Source organism: Pseudomonas kuykendallii, assembly GCF_900106975.1.
Lineage (GTDB): Bacteria > Pseudomonadota > Gammaproteobacteria > Pseudomonadales > Pseudomonadaceae > Pseudomonas_O > Pseudomonas_O kuykendallii.
Genome location: NZ_FNNU01000005.1, coordinates 240,180 through 257,643 on the forward strand (window position 1 = coordinate 240,180; position 17,464 = coordinate 257,643).

22 protein-coding genes and 1 pseudogene are annotated in these 17,464 nt (G+C 60.8%); 15 read left to right on the forward strand and 8 right to left on the reverse strand.

What is annotated here, in order from left to right:
• Positions 1 to 2: 2 nt before the first annotated feature.
• From BLV15_RS17015 to BLV15_RS21900, 5 genes are read left to right on the forward strand one after another with little or no spacing between them, the layout of a single operon-like run.
• The gene (locus BLV15_RS17015) at positions 3 to 125 is read left to right on the forward strand and encodes a GpE family phage tail protein (RefSeq protein WP_090230890.1); all 123 of its coding nucleotides are present in this window, start codon (positions 3 to 5) and stop codon (positions 123 to 125) included.
• The gene (locus BLV15_RS17020; RefSeq protein WP_090230891.1) at positions 118 to 2,703 is read left to right on the forward strand and encodes a phage tail tape measure protein; all 2,586 of its coding nucleotides are present in this window, start codon (positions 118 to 120) and stop codon (positions 2,701 to 2,703) included. The genes BLV15_RS17015 and BLV15_RS17020 overlap by 8 nt, the downstream gene beginning before the upstream one ends.
• A 6-nt stretch (positions 2,704 to 2,709) precedes the next feature.
• Complete coding sequence (locus BLV15_RS17025) at positions 2,710 to 3,150, forward strand: phage tail protein (RefSeq protein WP_090230892.1); 441 nt, start codon at positions 2,710 to 2,712, stop codon at positions 3,148 to 3,150.
• A 2-nt stretch (positions 3,151 to 3,152) separates the two neighbouring features.
• A complete protein-coding gene (locus BLV15_RS17030; RefSeq protein ID WP_090231078.1) occupies positions 3,153 to 4,412 on the forward strand; it encodes a phage late control D family protein in 1,260 nt (419 codons plus the stop codon).
• Positions 4,413 to 4,462: 50 nt separating this feature from the next.
• Entirely contained in the window at positions 4,463 to 5,128 is a 666-nt protein-coding gene (locus BLV15_RS21900) for a hypothetical protein (RefSeq protein ID WP_139210733.1), read from the forward strand.
• On the opposite strand, the gene BLV15_RS17040 is transcribed toward BLV15_RS21900, so the two are convergent.
• Complete coding sequence (locus BLV15_RS17040; RefSeq protein WP_090230894.1) at positions 5,129 to 6,385, reverse strand: Y-family DNA polymerase; 1,257 nt, start codon at positions 6,383 to 6,385, stop codon at positions 5,129 to 5,131.
• Between the two features lies 1 nt (position 6,386).
• Positions 6,387 to 6,821 (reverse strand): LexA family protein, encoded by a 435-nt coding sequence (locus BLV15_RS17045; protein WP_090230895.1) that lies wholly within the window; start codon positions 6,819 to 6,821, stop codon positions 6,387 to 6,389.
• A gap of 98 nt (positions 6,822 to 6,919) precedes the next feature.
• Here BLV15_RS17045 and BLV15_RS17050 point away from each other — a divergent pair, with 98 nt between their 5' ends.
• The 3 genes and pseudogenes from BLV15_RS17050 (at position 6,920) to BLV15_RS17060 (ending at position 9,147) form a co-directional block, all read left to right on the forward strand.
• Positions 6,920 to 7,609: an endonuclease gene (locus BLV15_RS17050; protein WP_090230896.1), complete on the forward strand. Its 690-nt coding sequence runs from the start codon at positions 6,920 to 6,922 to the stop codon at positions 7,607 to 7,609.
• Between the two features lie 46 nt (positions 7,610 to 7,655).
• Positions 7,656 to 7,880 (forward strand): annotated as a pseudogene (locus BLV15_RS22585) (helix-turn-helix domain-containing protein); the annotation flags it as partial.
• 469 nt (positions 7,881 to 8,349) lie between these two features.
• On the forward strand, positions 8,350 to 9,147 hold the full coding sequence (locus tag BLV15_RS17060) for a DNA adenine methylase (RefSeq protein WP_090230897.1): 798 nt from the start codon (positions 8,350 to 8,352) through the stop codon (positions 9,145 to 9,147).
• Here the strand turns inward: BLV15_RS17060 and BLV15_RS17065 are convergent, their stop codons facing one another.
• The 5 genes from BLV15_RS17065 to BLV15_RS17070 all read right to left on the reverse strand — a co-directional run bounded on the left by BLV15_RS17065 (position 9,148) and on the right by BLV15_RS17070 (position 11,815).
• On the reverse strand, positions 9,148 to 10,311 hold the full coding sequence (locus BLV15_RS17065) for a DGQHR domain-containing protein (RefSeq protein ID WP_090230898.1): 1,164 nt from the start codon (positions 10,309 to 10,311) through the stop codon (positions 9,148 to 9,150). It abuts the gene before it with no gap.
• Positions 10,308 to 10,919, reverse strand: coding sequence for a hypothetical protein (locus BLV15_RS21905; RefSeq protein ID WP_139210734.1), 612 nt, complete (start codon positions 10,917 to 10,919; stop codon positions 10,308 to 10,310). The genes BLV15_RS17065 and BLV15_RS21905 overlap by 4 nt, the downstream gene beginning before the upstream one ends.
• 79 nt (positions 10,920 to 10,998) lie before the next feature.
• Positions 10,999 to 11,175, reverse strand: a complete 177-nt coding sequence (locus BLV15_RS22145; protein WP_175534389.1) for a hypothetical protein — start codon at positions 11,173 to 11,175, stop codon at positions 10,999 to 11,001.
• Positions 11,176 to 11,214: 39 nt separating this feature from the next.
• Positions 11,215 to 11,454 (reverse strand): helix-turn-helix domain-containing protein, encoded by a 240-nt coding sequence (locus tag BLV15_RS21910; RefSeq protein ID WP_139210735.1) that lies wholly within the window; start codon positions 11,452 to 11,454, stop codon positions 11,215 to 11,217.
• A gap of 19 nt (positions 11,455 to 11,473) precedes the next feature.
• Positions 11,474 to 11,815, reverse strand: coding sequence for a helix-turn-helix domain-containing protein (locus BLV15_RS17070; RefSeq protein ID WP_090231079.1), 342 nt, complete (start codon positions 11,813 to 11,815; stop codon positions 11,474 to 11,476).
• An 85-nt stretch (positions 11,816 to 11,900) separates the two neighbouring features.
• On the opposite strand from BLV15_RS17070, the gene BLV15_RS17075 reads away from it, so the two are divergent.
• Complete coding sequence (locus tag BLV15_RS17075; RefSeq protein ID WP_090230899.1) at positions 11,901 to 12,164, forward strand: DNA-binding protein; 264 nt, start codon at positions 11,901 to 11,903, stop codon at positions 12,162 to 12,164.
• 29 nt (positions 12,165 to 12,193) lie between these two features.
• On the forward strand, positions 12,194 to 12,655 hold the full coding sequence (locus BLV15_RS17080; RefSeq protein WP_090230900.1) for a YmfL family putative regulatory protein: 462 nt from the start codon (positions 12,194 to 12,196) through the stop codon (positions 12,653 to 12,655).
• 204 nt (positions 12,656 to 12,859) lie between these two features.
• On the opposite strand, the gene BLV15_RS17085 is transcribed toward BLV15_RS17080, so the two are convergent.
• Positions 12,860 to 13,171, reverse strand: a complete 312-nt coding sequence (locus BLV15_RS17085; RefSeq protein ID WP_090230901.1) for a hypothetical protein — start codon at positions 13,169 to 13,171, stop codon at positions 12,860 to 12,862.
• Positions 13,172 to 13,325: 154 nt separating this feature from the next.
• On the opposite strand from BLV15_RS17085, the gene BLV15_RS17090 reads away from it, so the two are divergent.
• From BLV15_RS17090 to BLV15_RS17110, 5 genes are all read left to right on the forward strand, one after another.
• Positions 13,326 to 13,631: an Ogr/Delta-like zinc finger protein gene (locus BLV15_RS17090; protein ID WP_090230902.1), complete on the forward strand. Its 306-nt coding sequence runs from the start codon at positions 13,326 to 13,328 to the stop codon at positions 13,629 to 13,631.
• Entirely contained in the window at positions 13,628 to 14,020 is a 393-nt protein-coding gene (locus BLV15_RS17095) for a hypothetical protein (protein ID WP_090230903.1), read from the forward strand. The genes BLV15_RS17090 and BLV15_RS17095 overlap by 4 nt, the downstream gene beginning before the upstream one ends.
• Before the next feature lie 68 nt (positions 14,021 to 14,088).
• Positions 14,089 to 14,319, forward strand: a complete 231-nt coding sequence (locus BLV15_RS17100; protein ID WP_090230904.1) for a hypothetical protein — start codon at positions 14,089 to 14,091, stop codon at positions 14,317 to 14,319.
• A gap of 13 nt (positions 14,320 to 14,332) precedes the next feature.
• A complete protein-coding gene (locus BLV15_RS17105; RefSeq protein ID WP_090230905.1) occupies positions 14,333 to 14,614 on the forward strand; it encodes a hypothetical protein in 282 nt (93 codons plus the stop codon).
• Positions 14,615 to 14,625: 11 nt separating this feature from the next.
• Entirely contained in the window at positions 14,626 to 17,436 is a 2,811-nt protein-coding gene (locus BLV15_RS17110) for a toprim domain-containing protein (RefSeq protein WP_090230906.1), read from the forward strand.
• The last annotated feature ends 28 nt before the right edge of the window (positions 17,437 to 17,464 follow it).

Consider the following 17,464-nt stretch of genomic DNA (forward strand, 5'->3'; position numbering starts at 1 on the left):
CCATGGCGGACATCGCCGTGATCTTCCACTGGGGGCCCGAAACCATGGACCCCCTCCCCCTGACCGAACTGATGGAATGGCGCGAGCGCGCCCGCCTGCGAAGCGGAGTGAAGGACGATGGATAAGCTCCAGCTGCAGGTGCTGCTCGCAGCGGTCGATCGCGCAACCGCCCCGCTAAAGCGCATCAACGGTGCCAGCAACGCCACCTCCCGCGCCCTCAAGGAAGCCCGTGACCGCCTGAAGGACCTGAACGCCCAGCAGTCCAACCTGCAGGGTTACGCCAAGCAGCGAGAGGCGGTGCGCGGCACCTCCGAGGAACTGGCCAAGGCGCAGGAGAAACTGCGCCAGTACCGCGAGCAGCTCAAGGGCATGGACGCCCCTTCGGCCAAATTCCAGAAGACCTTCGCCAACGCCAGCGCCGAGGTAGATCGACTCACGCGCAAGCACGGCGACCAGCGCCGCGAGCTGCAGCGCCTTATTCCCCTGGTGAAGAACGCCGGAGTCGACACCCGCAACCTCGGCGCAAGCGAACAGCGGCTGGTGGCGGACATCACTGCCGCCAACGCCGCGATCAAGCAGCAGAAGGACCGCCTCGCCGCCCTGGGCGTGCAGCAGGAGCGCGTGGCCAAGGCCAAGGCCGCCTATTCCAAGGGGCGCGAATTCGCCGGCAACACGGCGATGGTGGGGGCCAGCGCAGCCGCCACCGGCGCGGCCATGGGCGCGCCGATCATTGGCATGGTCAAGGCCTACAGCAGTTTCGAGGACGCCATGGCCGGCGTCGCCAAGCAGGTAGCCGGTGCCCGCGATGCCAACGGTCAGTTGACCCCGACCTACTACGCCATGGCCGATGGCGTGAAGAAACTCAGCGAAACCATCCCCATGGCGACCACCGATATCGCTGCCCTGGTTGAAGGTGGCGCGCGCATGGGCGTCGAGGGCAAAGAGAACCTGCTCGAGTTCGCCCGCGTGGCGGCCAACGCGTCCACGGCCTTCGAGCTGCCGGCCGACCAGATCAGCGAGAACCTCGCGCGCATTGCAGACCTGTACAAGCTGCCGATATCCAACATCGGCCAGCTCGGCGACGCCATCAACTACCTGGACGACAACGCAAAGTCGAAGGGCGCGGACATCATCGATGTCATGCAGCGCACTGCCGGTATTACGGCGACCGTGGGCATGAGCTTCAAGGACGCGGCCGCTCTGGGCTCCACCTTCCTCAGCCTCGGCGCCACCGCCGAGGTGGCCGGTACCGCCACCAACGCGATGATCCGCGAGTTGAACATCGCCACCCAGCAGCCGAAGCGCTTCCAGAAGGGGCTCAAGGCCCTAGGCCTGGAGGCAGAAGCCATCCAGACCGGAATGGCGACGAACTCGACGGCCACTATCCAAATGGTGCTGGAGGCCATCAATAAGCTGCCGAAGAAGAACCAGCTCGGCGTCACCACGCAAATTTTCGGCAAGGAATACAGCGGCCAGGCTGCCAAGCTGGCGAACAACCTGGGCGAGTACCGTCGCCAGCTCGAGCTGGTCAACGACGCCAAGGGCAACGGCTCGATGGATCGCGAAGCGGCGATCGCCGCCGAAAAGCTGTCCGGGCGCTGGATCATGTCGAAGAGCCGGCTGTTCAATCTCAGCGCCGCGCTGGGGGAAACGCTGCGGCCGCAGTTGGTCCAGATCCTTGATGCCTTCAACGGTTTGATTTCGAAAGTCGACGCCTGGGTCAAGGTTCACCCGGCAATGGTGAGCATGATCCTCAAGACCACCGCCGGCATCGCCGCGCTGGCGGCTGGCTTCGGTGCGGTGGCACTCACCCTGTCCGGACTGATGGGCCCCTTTCTCGCCGTGCGCCTGGGCCTGTCGCTGCTCGGGATCAAGCTGCCCGGGGTCCTCGGTCTGCTCTGGAAACTCGGCAAGGTCGTCATCCCGTTTGTCTTCCAGGCGCTGCTATGGCTCGGCAAAGCCGCTATGGCAAACCCAATCGGCATCGCCATCACCCTACTGGCCGCGGCTGCATACCTGCTCTACGCCAACTGGGACAAGGTGAAGACCTACTTCGCCGGCCTCTGGGTCGAGATCCAGCAAGGTGTGTCCGGTGGCTTGGGCGGCATCCTCGCGCTTCTGGTCAATTTCAGCCCGCTGGGCCTTGTTTACCGGACGTTCGCTGGCGTCATGAGTTATCTGGGCATCGAACTGCCCGGCCGCTTCACCGAGTTCGGCGGCATGATCCTGCAGGGCCTGGCGAACGGCATCACCAATGCGCTGGGCGCGGTGAAGCAAGCCATCACCGGTGCCGGCGAGGCCACCATCGGCTGGTTCAAGGACAAACTCGGCATCCACAGCCCGTCGCGCGTGTTTGCCGAGCTGGGCGGCTTCACCATGGCCGGGCTCACCCAGGGCCTGCAGGCCGGCGCCAACGGCCCCCTGGCCGCGGTGGCCGGTACCGCCAAGCGCCTCGCCCAGGCCGGCACCCTGGCTGCGGGCCTCACCACCGCCGGCGGCGCCGTGGCGATCGACAACCGCGCGCCGCTCGGCGTCAGCGCACCGCCCGCCGGGCAGGCCGCTGGCAACAGCTACACCATCCAGGTCTACGCCGCACCGGGTATGGACGAACAGGCCCTCGCCCGCCTGGTGGGTGCCGAGATCGACAAGCGCGAGCGCGCTAAACAAACCCGGGGCCGTAGCAGCCTCTACGACAAGGACTGACACGCCATGATGATGGCCCTCGGCATGTTCATCTTCAGCCTGGAAACCCTGGCCTATCAGGAGTTCCAGCGCCAAACCGAGTGGCGCCACGGCGCCACCAGCCGCATCGGCACCAACCCGGCGCGGCAGTACCTGGGGCGCGGCGACGACAGCATCACCCTGCCCGGCGTGCTGCTGCCGGCGCTGGCCGGCACCGTGCTCAGCCTGGATGCCCTGCGCTACATGGCGGACACCGGCAAGGCCTGGCCGCTGGTGGAGGGCACGGGCAGGATCTACGGCGCCTGGGTAATCGAGTCCCTGAGCGAGACCCGCACGCTGTTCTTCAGCGACGGCGCCGCCCGCCGCATCGAGTTCACCATCAAGCTGACGCGCATCGATGACGGCCGCGTGGATCTGCTCGGCGCCGGCATCAGCACCGCCGGCAACATCCTGCGGGCCATCCTGTGACCATCCTCGACGACGCCCTGAGCGCCGCCGGCGGCCTGCTGGATCGCGCCGCCGACCTCTACCGCGAAACCACCGCCTACCCGCGGCCGATCTGCCGCGTCATCGTCAACGGCACCGACATCACCGGCGCCATCGAGCAGCGCCTCACCGGCATCGAACTCACCGACAACCGCGGCCTCGAGGCGGACCAGCTCGACATCACGCTGAGCGACCACGACGGCCTACTGGCCATCCCGCCGCGCGGCGCCATCGTCCAGCTCTGGCTGGGCTGGAGCGACACCGGGCTGGTCAACAAAGGCCTGTTCACCGTCGACGAGGTGGAGCACAGCGGCGCGCCGGACACCCTCAGCATCCGTGCCCGCAGCGCGGACCTGCGCAAGGGCCTCAAGGTGAAGCGCGAGCGCAGCTTCCACGCCAGCACCCTCGGCGCTCTGGTATCCACCATTGCCGCCGCCTACGGCCTCAGCCCCATCATCAGCGCCGCCCTCAGCGTGATGCGGATCGCCCACGTCGACCAGGCCAACGAGTCCGACGCCAACCTGCTCACCCGCCTCGGCCAGCAGTACGACGCCCTCGCCACGGTAAAGGCCGGGCGCCTGCTGTTCATGCCCGTGGGCGGCTCCACCACGCTCAGCGGCTTGCCGCTGCGCCACGTCATCCTGACCCGGGCGGACGGCGACCAGCACCGCTACCTCGAGGCGGACCGCGATAGCTACACCGGCGTGCGCGCCTACTACTACGAGCTGAACAGCGCGAAGAAGCTGGAGGCCATCGCCGGCGGCGGCGAAAACCTCAAGGACCTGCGCCACACCTACACCGACCAGCACAGCGCCCTGGTCGCCGCCCGGGCGGAATGGAAACGCCTGCGGCGCGGCACGTCGACGTTGAGCTACACCATGGCAAAGGGCCGGCCGGACCTGATCCCCGAGCTGACCTATTCCCTGGAGGGCATCAAGGCGGAGATCGCCGCGGTCGTCTGGCTGGGCGGCAACATCCGCCACAGCTTCACGCCGGACTGCTACACCACCAGCCTCGAGCTGGAATCCAAGCTGCCGGACGCCGAAGAGGTGGAGGAACTGGCGGACGAGTCCACGGACTACACCGGCGTGGTGGCCTGGTACCGCGACGCGAAGACCGGCAAACAGAAGTCCATCACTGGTGGAGACCAGAGCAAGCCGAAGCGGCTGGTGCACCTGTACGCCAACAAGGCGAACGCGCAGCGGGCGGTTGATCGGGAGCTGAAGAAGATAAAAGCCATGTAGCGGGCTACGCTTCGCGTCCGATAACCTCCTCATTTTTTAGGGAGATTGAAATGAGCGAACCTTCACTACCTTTTCAAATAGCCGAGGCAATATCTTCCCAGAACGACAAGATGATGGTGATGCTACTACTCGTAGTTGCCTGTTCATTTGTAGGAATGTACTTTCTTACCAGAACAATAAAAGGTGCAGAGCTACGCGAAATAAACAAAAACTTCAAAAACATTCTTAAGCAACAAGAACAACTAGAAAGACAAACCGCCTCTATTAATGCCGCCATCAACAAACAGTCAATCGAATATCAAATTAGACTTTCCGCATACAACGAGCGGAGCGTACAAGCAATCGACGAGATCTATGTCATGCTTGTAGAACTTAAGCGGGAGGCGCAAACGCTAGGCTACATACGCGACAACGAGACCACCCAAAAATTAACTAACGCCATTAGAGATTTCAACGATACTTTCCATGAGCGAAAGCTTTGGCTGCCACTAGAACTAGCACAAGAATTTGAAGCTTTCGCCAAAGAGATCGAAAGCAATTCTCGGAAGTTTATGCGCGCCGGCGATAGGCTGCAAAATCCCCAAACGCCAAATCACTTGATGGAAAAATCCGCTCGCGAACAAGAAGAGTATTACGACTTCATCTACAAGCTGGATGATATGCTGGAGCCAATAATATCGAGGGTTTCAGAAATAACGATGGGTGTTTTGAAATAGTTAACCGCATACATGCAGTAGCTCTTCCCAGCATGTTGTATAGCACTCACTCTTCATCTCCCGCCGCATCCCCCAGTCCGGATCGGCGGGCACTCTCCCCAGCCTCACAGTTCCGCGCCCTTCCCGCTTGTTGATGTGATCCATCACCGCCATCAGCGCTTCGCTGCCGCGCCGTGGCGTCGGCGCGAACAGGTCGGCTGTCACCTCACCGCGCTGGCTGAGGTCCGTCAGCAGGATGGCGCACTTCGAATAGGCGTAGCCCGGCACGTAGATGCGCTGCAGGCAACGGAGGGCGAGTTGCAGGATGTCGCGGGTGTCGTCGGTGGGCACCGGCAGCACGCAGGTCAGCGCGTTGGCGTAGCGCGGTTTGTGCGGGTCGTGCACCTGAGTCTGCAGGCTCACCTGCAGGGCGCCGCATAGAGAGGCCTGCTCGCGCAGCTTCTCGGCCGCGCGGCTGACGTAGGTGGCCATCGCTTCCTGGATCGGGGCCAGGTCGCGCAGCTTGGTACCGAACATCTTGCTCGAGCAGATGGCCTGCTTCGGCGGCGGCCCGTCGCTGAGGTCGATACAGCTGATGCCGCGCAGCTCGCGTGCCGTGCGCTCCAGGGTGACGCCGAAGGTTTTCCGCAGCGTGCCGACGTCGTAGTTCGCCAGGTCCCAGGCCGTGCGAATGCCCAGCAGTGCCAGCTTGGGCGCCAGGCGCCGGCCGATGCCCCACACCTCGTCGACGGCCGCAATGCGCAGCAGCTTCTCCTGCCGCACCGGGTCGCTAAGGTCCACCACGCCGCCGGTGGCCGGCCACTTCTTCGCCGCCCAGTTCGCCAGCTTGGCCAGCGTTTTCGTGGTGCTGATGCCCACGCCCACCGGCATGCCCACCCACTGCAGAAGCCGCGCGCGGATGGCACGGCCGAGCGCTTCCCGCTCAGCGATGCCGCTAAAGTCTGCCCAGCACTCGTCGATCGAGTACACCTCAACCGTGGGCACCATGTCGGCGATGATGCGCATCACCCGGTTGCTGATGTCGGCATACAGCGTGTAGTTGCTTGAGCGCACCACCACGCCGGCCTCAGCCAGCTGGTCGCGGTACTTGAAGTACGGCGCGCCCATGGGCACTCCCAAGGCCTTCACCTCGGCGGTTCGCGCGATGACGCAGCCATCATTGTTCGACAGCACCACCACCGGCCGCCGCTTCAGCGCTGGCTGGCAGATCCGCTCGCAGCTGCAGTAGAAAGAATTGCAGTCGATCAGGGCGAACACGTCATAGCCCCACGTAGCTGATCACCCAGCGCACCACCCCGAACACCTCCAGGTCCTCGACGTATTCCAGGTTGATCTGTCGGATGAAGGGATGCGCCCCTTTCAGAACGAGGGCGCCACTGTCGCGCGTCATCAGGCGGACGCGGTACTGGCTATCGCCGTCGATATCCACCACCACGTAGCAGTCCGGCACGCAGCGTGCGGCGCGGTCCACCACCAGGCGATCGCCCGGATACATGCCGAAGCCAATCAGGCTGTCGTCATCTACGCGCATCAGCCACGTCTGCGGCGCACCCAGGCCCACCAGCGAATCGAGCGAAAGCGTGCCCTCCTTCTCGTCTTCGGCAGGTGACTGGAAGCCCGTGATGCGCAGCTCTGCGGCTTCCGGTAGTAGGTGACGAAGCCGGTCATGGCGGCCGAGAATGGTAAGGGACATGGAAACGGGTGCTCGAAAGACTGTATATTTATACAGATACCAGCAGCCCCCGCCGTCGCGCAACGGGCGTCCGACCATCAGCACGCGAAAGGAAGCACATGCCGTACTTCGTCCTTATCCTCTGCCTCGCTATCGCCCAGGGAGCCAGCGCGGCCGCACCGCGCACATTCGTTGAAGCCAAGAAGGTGGCGTGGAAGCTCTACGCCGGGAACCCCGTAGAGTTCTACTGTGGCTGCCGATACAGCGGCAAAACCGTGGACTTGAAGAGCTGCGGCTACCAGCCGAGGAAAAACCCGCAGCGCGCGGCGCGGATCGAGTGGGAACACATCGTGCCGGCCTGGGTAATCGGCCATCAGCGGCAGTGCTGGCAACACGGAGGTAGGAAGAACTGCACGAAGACGGACCGCGTCTTCAACCAGGCCGAGGCCGACCTGCACAATCTCGTGCCGAGCATCGGCGAAGTGAACGGCGATCGCTCCAACTTCAGCTACGGTTGGCTGCCGCAGAAGCCCAGCCAATACGGCACCTGCGCCACGGTGGTGGACTTCAAGGCCCGCAAGGTGATGCCGCGTCAGCAGATCCGCGGAATGATCGCGCGGACCTACTTCTACATGAGCGAGCGCTATGGGCTACGACTGTCGAGCCAGGACCGGAAGCTGTACGCTGCCTGGAACAAGCAGTACCCACCCGAGGCGTGGGAACTGGCAAGGAACAGGCGTGTTGCATGCGCCATGGGGCATGCAAATCGGTTTGTCGAAGCAGTCAACCAGAGCACCTGTCGGACATAGGCCAATGAAGCCAGCAGAAACTGCCAAACGCAGCCCACCTCGCGATGACTTGGTGCCGAACGAGGTAGTCGGATTGATGGTCAAGGAAAGTCTCACCCCTGCCGGCGCCTGGCGCCGCCACCTGGGGCTGTCGCAGCAGGAAGTGGCAGAGCGCATCGGCATCACCCAACCGGCCTACGCGCAGCAGGAGTAGGCCGCCAAGCCGCGCAAGGCCACGCGGGAGAAGATCGCCCAGGCGTTCGGCATCGCGCCGGCGCTGCTCGATCTGTAGTGCGTCGGGAAAACAAAGGTCCCGCATAAGGGCCTTTATGTATCAGTCAGGTATCTGGTTCGCCGCCAGCGCGGTGAGCATCCGTCGCATCCATGCCTGGTCCCGCTCTCGCAAGCCGCGGTAGAACCGAACGATCATCCATTCCTCTGGCGTCAAGCTATCAGACGCGGGCAATGCCCCTCCCGCTCCAACTCTGCAACCACAACAGCAACCTCGCAACTCATCTGCATACTCCGTCATTGGCAGGGAGCTACTGACGTTATAGTCAAATCCAGATATCAAACCCTCTATCCAGATGGTTTCGGAAGGCAGGAGCCCACGGCACCGGCCTCACGGCGAATAGGAAGAGGAGCGCGAAGACTCAGTTACCAGCTAACCCCGCCTAAATTAGTGGTCCGCTCCAGTGGACGTAGCTGAGACGCCGCGACTAAGCTACGCGCCAATTTGAATAGTGCTGATCGAGTAAAAAATGGAGCTTCAACCAATCATAAAATGGGCAGGTGGTAAACGCTGGCTCGTCCGCAAAGGTTCAGAGCTTTTCCCTACCGAATTTGAAAACTACATTGAGCCGTTCTTGGGTGGTGCCGCAGTGTACTTTCACCTAAAGCCTGAGAGAGCTTTGCTGTCCGATGTAAATGCGGAGCTGATCAACGTGTATGTCGCGGTGAAGCAGGACTGGTCGAAAGTTGTCAGTCTGCTGCGCGAACATCAACGCATGCATAGTACAGAGCACTACTACAAAGTTAGAGATCAGCGGCCGCATACTATTTATACGATGGCAGCCCGAACTCTTTATCTCAATCGCACCTGCTGGAATGGCCTTTATAGGGTTAATCTAAAAGGTAATTTTAACGTTCCGATTGGCACGAAAAATAACATTCTGCTCGATATTGATAGCTTCGCAGATATTTCAAATTTGTTTGAGAACACCAAATTTGTCGTATCAGACTTTGAGCCAATTATAGATCAAGCACAAGCAGGCGACTTTGTATTTGTAGACCCGCCCTATACGGTCAAACACAACTATAATGGATTCATAAAGTACAATGAGAATTTATTTCGCTGGGAAGACCAAGTGAGACTAAAAGACGCCGTGGTTAGAGCGACAGCTCGTGGAGCAAAAGTACTTGTTCTAAATGCCAACCACGAATCGATAAAAAGCCTATATGCCGGATTCGAGCAGGTAACACTTTCCCGCAGTAATGTTCTTGCAGGGAAAAGCGAGTTCCGAGGTGTTTACCAGGAACTCGCAATTAAATGCTGGTAGCTAGGAAACTCTAATTTCTGCGACTAATGCCTTATACAAGGCAGACTCCCCACTTGTGCCCGGCTTGTATGTCTCAGTCGAAAAATGGGAATCATCAAAACTAACTCTGGCAAAAATCGGATCGAAATCCGCCTGCGTTGGCTTGTCTTTTTTTAGCCACAGATAAATATCTTTAAGAAGACGCATCAACGCCATAAACCCATTAGTTTTGCTTAAAATAATTCCTTTATCTGGATTACTCCAGGCTCTAGGCCACCGAGACTCTACCGCCTTAAAGTAATCCCAAATAATATCTGTAAGTTCGTAATCCCTATCTTCGATCAGAAATTTACGGAAGATCTGCTTATAGGGGTCACCATCATGTATTGATGGGATTCTACCCCGCATATAAGCATCGCGATCTCTCATTGGATCGGATGAAATATATCGCATTAGAGCTTGGACAAATGCTGCCTGCGTGAGGCTCCCAGGCAAATTGTGTGGCTGCGCGCCGCCCAGCCGCTTTATCCTTCTGAAGAATGGGCTATCTTTATCCTTATCTAGAGCTACCGCTATCTCATGGCAGAGTTTTTGAGGGCTTCTTTTATTCGCCAGATCATAAAGATCGTATACGAGGCTAGTGCTAACTTTCGTTTGAGCCAAGTTCACCGTCGAAAAAAGATATGCTTCTGAGGAAACATCTATCTCAACAAAAATAGAAACATTGATTTCAAAATCGTCTCCAGCGTAGTCGTGCAACCCTGCTATACGGTGCTGGCCATCAATAACGTTCGCAAGCCGAGGATAGGGAACGCTTTCGAAAAGATCATCTTCACCCTCATTTCTATAGGGCATAAGGGTCAAAATCCCTTTCTCTTCATCAAATTCTGCGCAATGTCCCTTAACAGATAGCAATACCGCTGTTGGGAAACATGCATCAACCGTCTTTGTATAGGCAGAAATTTCTTTTACACGCTTACTATTTAGCGGTCGCTGGATTCCTAAATAGCTTTCAAAGCCCCGCTCCCCTTCCATGCGTCGAACATCGGAGTATGTAATCTCGCGCAGATCCTTGCTATTTATGCACCCTACGTAGAATTCGCCCATAGGTTGATGAACCTTTAGGCAGCGAATTTCCAATTGCCGCCCATAATAGGCTTCGTCAACTAAATCTCTTTGCCTCATTGTTCCGCCCTCCGGTGACGACTATAACCAGCGGAAAATTCAAGGGCGTTGTCTTCTATATCTCTAGAAGGGTCAGCCACTTCAGTGAAGTGCTTATGGCAATGCACTATGTAAAGCACGAATATGGTAAAAATAAACATCACAACAGAGGAGTACCATGCAAAGCCAGCGTTAATAACCTCCAAGGACATTTGCTTGGTATAGTAAATTGTCGCTGCAGTTTGGATTACGAAGACAGACAGTATGTGAGACATTGGAGAAGGCATTTTTCCAGAGCTGTTTCCGTCACTCTTTTCCTCAAGAGCAAGATACAATACCGGCGCTATCAAAGATGCGGAGTAAAGTATCAAGGTTCCATTTTCTAATGCCTCCCTAAGACGGCTGAGATACAGCAGAAAGGCTGAAGACAAACTTTCAATTTTTCCTATGTCGGACAGGGCTCCATAAAACGCCCCTGCCCAGATAGGGAATGTTGCCAATAAAACGGTTACAGCAACCTCCTTTGCTGCCCCCGAAAAATGTTTTCCTTTGAGTCGATGCAGTCCTCCAACAAAAGGTAGGAAGCCAGTTACCGTTTTCCAGATACTTTTCTCATCCGTTTGAGGCATCGGTGTGTCCTTCTAAACCTAGTGTCTGTTGCAGTGAGGCTGAGGCTGTTGACCTCCCGGCAAAAGCCGGGAGGTCCAGTTATCCCGCTACGGTCGCAAGCGCTTCTGCCAACCGAAGCAAGCTTTCCTGATCGTTCATTGACATGCGCCGATAAAGCTTTAGTAGCCGCAGTTCGATAGCGGTCAATCCCTGCGGGTTATCCGCTTGCTCCGCGTCACCCTTCATGTCACTCCATTCCTTGCTTTGATCCTGCATGCTCCAACACTCCTTAAAATTGGAAGTGCCGGGCTTGCGTCATTGTCTACGCCCTGTCAGCACGTAAGAGATGCTTACCTCGGTGCGGCATTCGAGCAGCTCCAGATAGCTGATGGTGATTGGCCTGAGACCCATTTCCATCAGGACCACGGCGGCCTCTTGTTCACCCATGAGCAGCGCGAAGTCGGCGACCTCGAATCCGAGACGCATGCGTTCTTCCCGGAGTCTAGAACCGAGGACTTCGGCAGGTATGTCGATGAGGGCGTTGATGTTCGCCAAGATCGTTCAGACGAGGCGATCACGGCCGCTGGGGCTGGCGTGCCACCAGCTCTGCCAAGGCGGTGATGGTGCGAAGCGCGACGGCTTGGTCCGCTTCAGGAAGCGTGCGATAGCTCGCGATGATCTGCATTTCTTCCATGGATAGTCCCTCTCCCTTGATCGGCGTCCTGTTGCCTGTGACCACGTACAGCACATCGACGCCCTTCTCCGCCACAGCGGTCAGGTACACAGCGTCTGGGCTGCGCTCGCCTTTCTCATAGTTGAGCTGGCTGTTCTTAGCCACACCTGCGAAAGCGGCGAAATCCGATTGATTAAGGCCCAGGCGTTGCCGCTCTTCCTTAAGGCGATCGCCAAATCCCACGAATACGCACCTCAGATCGTTGACAATCAATCATTCGTGGGAAATACTTCTTCCGTCATCACACGAAATCACACGAAACCGCACTATGCCGAACGGATACCCCACCGAGCAAGCGCTCGAAAAGGCACGGTCACTGATCAGTCAGACGGGCCGAAGCGCCAAGGAATGGGCCGAGGACAACAGCCTGTCTCCCTCAACTGTGTACGCCGTCCTGAATGGCCAGAAGAAATGTCTGCGCGGCGAAGCCCACCGGGCGGCAGTTCTGCTCGGCATAAAGGAAGGCGTTATCGGAGAGGTGCAGCGCTACGGGCGCCGCAAGACCGACGCCGAACCAGCGATCGCAAGTTAAGCCCAACGGCCCAGTCGAGAAACCAGAACATGAAGCGCAGCACCCTAGAAACACGCCGCCAGGCCGTCAGCGCCATCATTTGCGACTACCCGGGCGGGCGTGACTGCGCAGCCCCACGGCTGGGGCTGAACCTCAAACAGTTCGACAACCACGCCTACCAGAATGCCGGCAGCCGCCCGCTCTCCGACGAGCAGCTTCACCTGCTCGAGCAAGAGGCCGGCACCCACCACCTGCCGGACTACCTCTGCGCCCTCTACGGCGGGGTGTTCGTGCCGCTGGCCGACCCGGAGAGCCTGGACAACCTGGACCTCTACAGCCGCGCGCTGGACGTCTCGGCGAAGCGCGGCATGGTCGACTCGATCATCGAAATGGCCCTGAAAGATGGCGTCATCAGCAGCATCGAAATTCGGCAGATCCTCTCCGCCCACCGCGCCTACGTGGCCGCGCGGCACGAAGAGGTCGCCGCCGTGATCATCCTGCACCAGGAATAGTCGAGGGACGCTATGGGCATCATCTACCAGATACACATGGAATTGAGCGGCCCGGCAGGGGCCGGGAAGACATTGTTGCTGCACCTCCTAGGCCGATGCCTGCTGGATGCGGGCTTCAACGTGGAGTGCAAGGACGGTGGCCACATCGTTCAACCGAACGCGGAGCCCGCACGGCCCTACAGGATGGCCGATGGCCTGATATCCCTATCGACGCGCTGGGCCAGCGTTGAACAGGTCGAGGACCTCCGCCGACGCGCCAACAGTCCGCGCGATCGCAATGGGGTCATCGATGACGTTGGCGATGAGGTGGTCGAGGTAGCGGCCCCGGTTGATGGGCCCGAGGGCGCGGATCGCATCGTCGCAGGCCTTCAAGCCCTGCTTGCGGTGGCCCTGGAACACCAGCAGGCAGCCCATCGCGAAGAGGTTGCGCAATGCGATCGCGATTTCCCCCGGAAAGCGCTGATCGATGAGCAGGGATAGTTCGAGGGCGTCCACGTCCTTGCGTTGCTTTTCCATTCACTGCTCCAGATCGATACGACAGGGCAAAACGCCCAGGCAGTGAACGTTACCGGTAGGCCAATCGGGCTGCCAAGCAGGAACCGTAGTAGGCGCACGACGCGCCGCAACTTTACCGGCCACGGCCGGGCCGCGACTGGCGGCGGGGAGACAGATGAGCACTTACAAACTGGTGTGCCCGGCTTGCCGCGGGCGCATGCGGATTCGTACATCCGAGGGGCAGACGCCCTGCTTTCGTTCGACGTACTACCAGTGCACGAACCTGGCCTGCGGCGCCACCTACAGCGGCTCGGTAACCATCGATTTTCAGCTCAGCCCGTCCGGCCTCACTCAGCCGTTGATGGTGCTTCCGGTCGCCCCGTCGATCGAGCGAATGAGGGCGCTGCGCCTGGCGCGCGCCGACGACCAGCAGTTGGACCTGCTGGACCCCATTTCACAACAGGGAGTACTCACCGCATGAACGCCGCACCGTTGCCCATCGACCCCTCCACCGACTACCGCGCGGCGATGCAGTACGCCGCTGTTGCCTACCTGCAGCGCAATGACGTGCTGCACCTCGCCGGCGAACAGCTGATGGCGAGCTGCGTGCAGTACCTGGTCACCTCCCTGGGCGTGCCCCAGTTCATGGTGCAGCGCATCGCGGATCTGGCCGTGGCCGAGTTCGAGGCCCGCCAGCTGGCACCCAGCATCGAAAGCCCCACGCTGTTGCAGGTGGCCTGGGTCGGTATCGACTTCGCGTCCGCCCCGGACGTAGCCGTGCTGATCGATACCCGCACCGGCGATCGCTATTCCGTGCCCGCCCGCCTGCTGCCCAGCCGCCTCACCAGCCGCCCGCAACCCGTCAACTGACCCCCGTACACCGCCAGCCCCACAGCCGTGGGTTTGGGTGAACTGCGCCCGAAAACCGGGAGGAAGCCATGCAAACAGCCGTTTCCGTACAGCTCGACATGCCGCAACCCGTCGCCGAAGCACTGCTCGCGAACCTGCGCCACTGCTTGCGCCTGGCGCTGACCGAGCACTGGTACGACGACCGCTATCGCGCGGTGCCGGAGCAGCTGCGCAGCCAGCGAATTCTGGACGACCATCCAGCCCTGGCGGGCCACAAACGCACCATCGGCGCGCTGCAAGCCGCCCTCTCCCACTCCTGATTGGCCGTTCGACATGACCGAAGAAGCGCACACCATCGACCCGCGGATTGCTGAGCACACCCCCTACATCGCCGCGCTGGCGGATAAGCACCCGCTGCTGATCAACCTGGTCAAGCGGATGCTCGACTCATCGAATTATTTCCGTGATTCCGACTACCACGAGGCACGCGGCTATCTCACCGCGCTCATGTGGTCAGACGCGATCCCTGCAGGTCCCTGCTACTTCGACCAGTACATGGCCCCGCTGAGGGCTCTGTACCAAGTAGCGACAGAGGACATGGGGCAGCGGCCGTGAAAGCGCATCCCATGGACCAGCAGATCCGCGCCGACGTGCTGCAGCGGCTCGAATCCGACTACAGCCTCAAGCGGCGCACCGGCACCGTTTTCATGCGCGGCGGCGTGTGCCCGGCCTGCGGGAAGAAGGAGCTGTACAGCAACTACGAACAGCCCTGGTTCATCAAGTGCGGCCGCGAGAGCAAGTGCGGCCAGCAGTGGCATGTGAAGGAGCTGTACCCGGACCTGTTCGACGACTGGAGCAAGCGCGCGCCGGCCACCGAGCAGCAGCCCACCGCCAGTGCCCGCGCCTACCTGGAATTCGCCCGCGGCTTCCGCCTCGAGCTGCTCGAGGGCTGGTTCAGCCAGGAACACTATTTCGACCGCGTGCTGAACATCGGCAGCGCCACTGTGCGCTTCGAGCTGGAGCACGGCGGCTATTGGGAACGGCTGATCGACCAGCCGCATCGCTTCGGCAAGCAGAAGGCACGCTTCAAGCCCGGCGCCTCCTACCGCGGCTGGTGGTGGTGCCCGCCGAGCGTCGACCTGCTGGCGGCGAAGGAAATCTGGATCGTCGAGGGCATCTTCGACGCCATTGCCCTGCTGCACCACGACATCACCGCTGTTTCCGCCATGAGCAGCAACGCCTTCCCCGAGCAGGCCCTGCTCGAGCTGGGCAAGGCGCGCGGCGGCAAACTGCCGAAGCTGGTATGGGCGCTGGACAACGAGCCCGGTGCGCACCGCTACACGCGGCGCTGGGTGCAGCAGGCGCGCAAGCTGGGCTTCACCTGCGAGGCTGCGCAGATCCCGCAGCACGACGGTCGCAAGGTCGACTGGAACGATCTGCACCAGCGCTGGCAGTTCATCGACGACGCGGAGAAGCGCGCCGATTGCATCAAGGCCGACATCGACGAAGCCCGGCACCACGGGGCCCTGCTCATCGCGGAGAGCGCCAGCGAGAAGGCCCTGCTGATGTACGACTGGAAGGAGCGCCAGGAATTTCACTTCGGCTTCGACAACCGTCTCTACTGGTTCAAGCTGGACCTGGAGAAATACAACAAGGCCATCCAGGGCCTGGAGTCGAGCGAGCACCAGGACGACCAACTGCTGAACGATCGGCAGATGCGCGAGAAGGCCCTGCGCCAGTCGGGCGGCGTGGTCGAAATCGCCAACTGCTACCCCCAGGCCCTGTATTTCCAGGCCAACACCGTCACCGACGAGAGCTGGTACTACTTCCGCGTGGATTTCCCCCACGGCGGCGCCAGCGTGAAGAACACCTTCACCGGCGGCCAGGTGGCAGCGGCGAGCGAGTTCAAGAAGCGCCTGCTGGGCATGGCCGCCGGCGCCGTGTTCACCGGCAGCGGCCAGCAGCTCGACAAGATCCTGAAAGACCAGCTCTACGCCATCAAAACGGTGCAGACGATCGACTTCGTCGGCTACAGCAAGGAATTCCGCTGCTATGTGTTCGGCGACGTGGCCATCAAGGATGGCGCCGTCGTAAGCGTCAACGAAGAGGACTACTTCGAGTTCGGCCAGCTGCGCCTGAAAACCCTGCAGAAGGGCGTGCCGGTACGCATCGATCAGCAGGGCAAGGGCTACGACAACGAGTGGCTCGCCCTGCTGTGGACCTGCTTCCGCGCCCAGGGCGTGGTGGCGCTGGCGTTCTGGTTCGGTTCGCTGTTCGCCGAGCAGATCCGCGCCAAGTACCAGTCCTTCCCCTTCCTCGAGGCGACTGGTGAAGCCGGCGCCGGCAAGACCACGCTGCTTAACCTGCTCTGGAAGCTGCTCGGCCGGTCCGGTTACGAAGGCTTCGACCCGTCCAAGTCCACCAAGGCCGGGCGCTCGCGCCTGATGGGCCAGGTCTCCGCCATGCCTGTGGTGCTGCTCGAATCCGACCGTAGCGGCGGCGACGACAAGGCCCACGCGAAAACCTTCGACTGGGACGAGCTGAAGGACTACTTCGGCGGCGGCACGCTCGCCACCAAGGGCGTTAAAACCGCAGGTAACGAGACCTACGAACCGCCGTTCCGCGGGACCATCGCCATCAGCCAGAACGCCCCGGTGGTCGCCTCCGAGGCGATCATGACGCGGATCTGCAAGCTCCACTTCGTGCGCCCCAACGTCACCCCGGAAAGCCGCGTAGCCGCCGACCGCCTCACTGCGCTGGACGGCGACACCCTCAGCCACTTCCTGCTGCGGGCGCTGAAGGCCGAAGCCGAGGTGCTCAAGCAGTTCGACGAGCGCGTGCCCACCCACGAAGCGCGCCTGCGCCGCTTGCACAGCCACTGCATCGCCTGCGATGCCCAGTACCCGAAGACGGCCAGCGAAAACGACGCCTGCCCGGCCTGCGGCAATACCCTGCGCGGCTACATCCGCGTCGAGCGGATCATCAAGAACCACGCCCAGCTGCTGGCCCTGCTCGACGCGCTGCGTCTGGTGTCGCCGCTCAGCGACGCCCAGGTCAGCGCCACCATGCGCTGCATCATCGAAATGGCCCTGGAGCGCCAGGCGGCCATCAGTGCCGACCACCCGGTGGTGGCCGAATTCTGGGAGGTCTTCGACTACCTGGAAGGGCTGGACGCGGAGGGCCCGGTGGTGAACCACAGCAAGAAAGACGGGCTGATCGCCATCAACCTCAACGAGTTCGCCGAGCGCGCCGCCGAGCACCGCCAGCGCCTGGCCGACGTGCCCGAGCTGCGCGAGCGCCTCAAGGACAGCCGCAGCCGCAAATTCCTCGAAACCAACCGCGCCGTCGACTCCGCCGTGCGGAGTCACCAGGCCATGCGCCACAACCACAGCGTCACCAAATCGGCCACGGTGAAGTGCTGGATGTTCAAGGCGTAGGGCTGCAACCCGCGCCAATCAACGCCGG

What these genes read in the sequence shown, in the direction of transcription:
- BLV15_RS17015 (WP_090230890.1), top strand. Translation starts at nt 3, where the DNA reads ATGGCGGACATCGCCGTGATCTTCCACTGGGGGCCCGAAACCATGGAC.
- BLV15_RS17020 (WP_090230891.1), top strand. Translation starts at nt 118, where the DNA reads ATGGATAAGCTCCAGCTGCAGGTGCTGCTCGCAGCGGTCGATCGCGCA.
- BLV15_RS17025 (WP_090230892.1), top strand. Translation starts at nt 2,710, where the DNA reads ATGATGATGGCCCTCGGCATGTTCATCTTCAGCCTGGAAACCCTGGCC.
- BLV15_RS21900 (WP_139210733.1), top strand. Translation starts at nt 4,463, where the DNA reads ATGAGCGAACCTTCACTACCTTTTCAAATAGCCGAGGCAATATCTTCC.
- BLV15_RS17045 (WP_090230895.1), bottom strand. Translation starts at nt 6,821, where the DNA reads ATGTCCCTTACCATTCTCGGCCGCCATGACCGGCTTCGTCACCTACTA.
- BLV15_RS17050 (WP_090230896.1), top strand. Translation starts at nt 6,920, where the DNA reads ATGCCGTACTTCGTCCTTATCCTCTGCCTCGCTATCGCCCAGGGAGCC.
- BLV15_RS17060 (WP_090230897.1), top strand. Translation starts at nt 8,350, where the DNA reads ATGGAGCTTCAACCAATCATAAAATGGGCAGGTGGTAAACGCTGGCTC.
- BLV15_RS17065 (WP_090230898.1), bottom strand. Translation starts at nt 10,311, where the DNA reads ATGAGGCAAAGAGATTTAGTTGACGAAGCCTATTATGGGCGGCAATTG.
- BLV15_RS21905 (WP_139210734.1), bottom strand. Translation starts at nt 10,919, where the DNA reads ATGCCTCAAACGGATGAGAAAAGTATCTGGAAAACGGTAACTGGCTTC.
- BLV15_RS22145 (WP_175534389.1), bottom strand. Translation starts at nt 11,175, where the DNA reads ATGCAGGATCAAAGCAAGGAATGGAGTGACATGAAGGGTGACGCGGAG.
- BLV15_RS17075 (WP_090230899.1), top strand. Translation starts at nt 11,901, where the DNA reads ATGCCGAACGGATACCCCACCGAGCAAGCGCTCGAAAAGGCACGGTCA.
- BLV15_RS17080 (WP_090230900.1), top strand. Translation starts at nt 12,194, where the DNA reads ATGAAGCGCAGCACCCTAGAAACACGCCGCCAGGCCGTCAGCGCCATC.
- BLV15_RS17085 (WP_090230901.1), bottom strand. Translation starts at nt 13,171, where the DNA reads ATGGAAAAGCAACGCAAGGACGTGGACGCCCTCGAACTATCCCTGCTC.
- BLV15_RS17090 (WP_090230902.1), top strand. Translation starts at nt 13,326, where the DNA reads ATGAGCACTTACAAACTGGTGTGCCCGGCTTGCCGCGGGCGCATGCGG.
- BLV15_RS17095 (WP_090230903.1), top strand. Translation starts at nt 13,628, where the DNA reads ATGAACGCCGCACCGTTGCCCATCGACCCCTCCACCGACTACCGCGCG.
- BLV15_RS17100 (WP_090230904.1), top strand. Translation starts at nt 14,089, where the DNA reads ATGCAAACAGCCGTTTCCGTACAGCTCGACATGCCGCAACCCGTCGCC.
- BLV15_RS17105 (WP_090230905.1), top strand. Translation starts at nt 14,333, where the DNA reads ATGACCGAAGAAGCGCACACCATCGACCCGCGGATTGCTGAGCACACC.
- BLV15_RS17110 (WP_090230906.1), top strand. Translation starts at nt 14,626, where the DNA reads ATGGACCAGCAGATCCGCGCCGACGTGCTGCAGCGGCTCGAATCCGAC.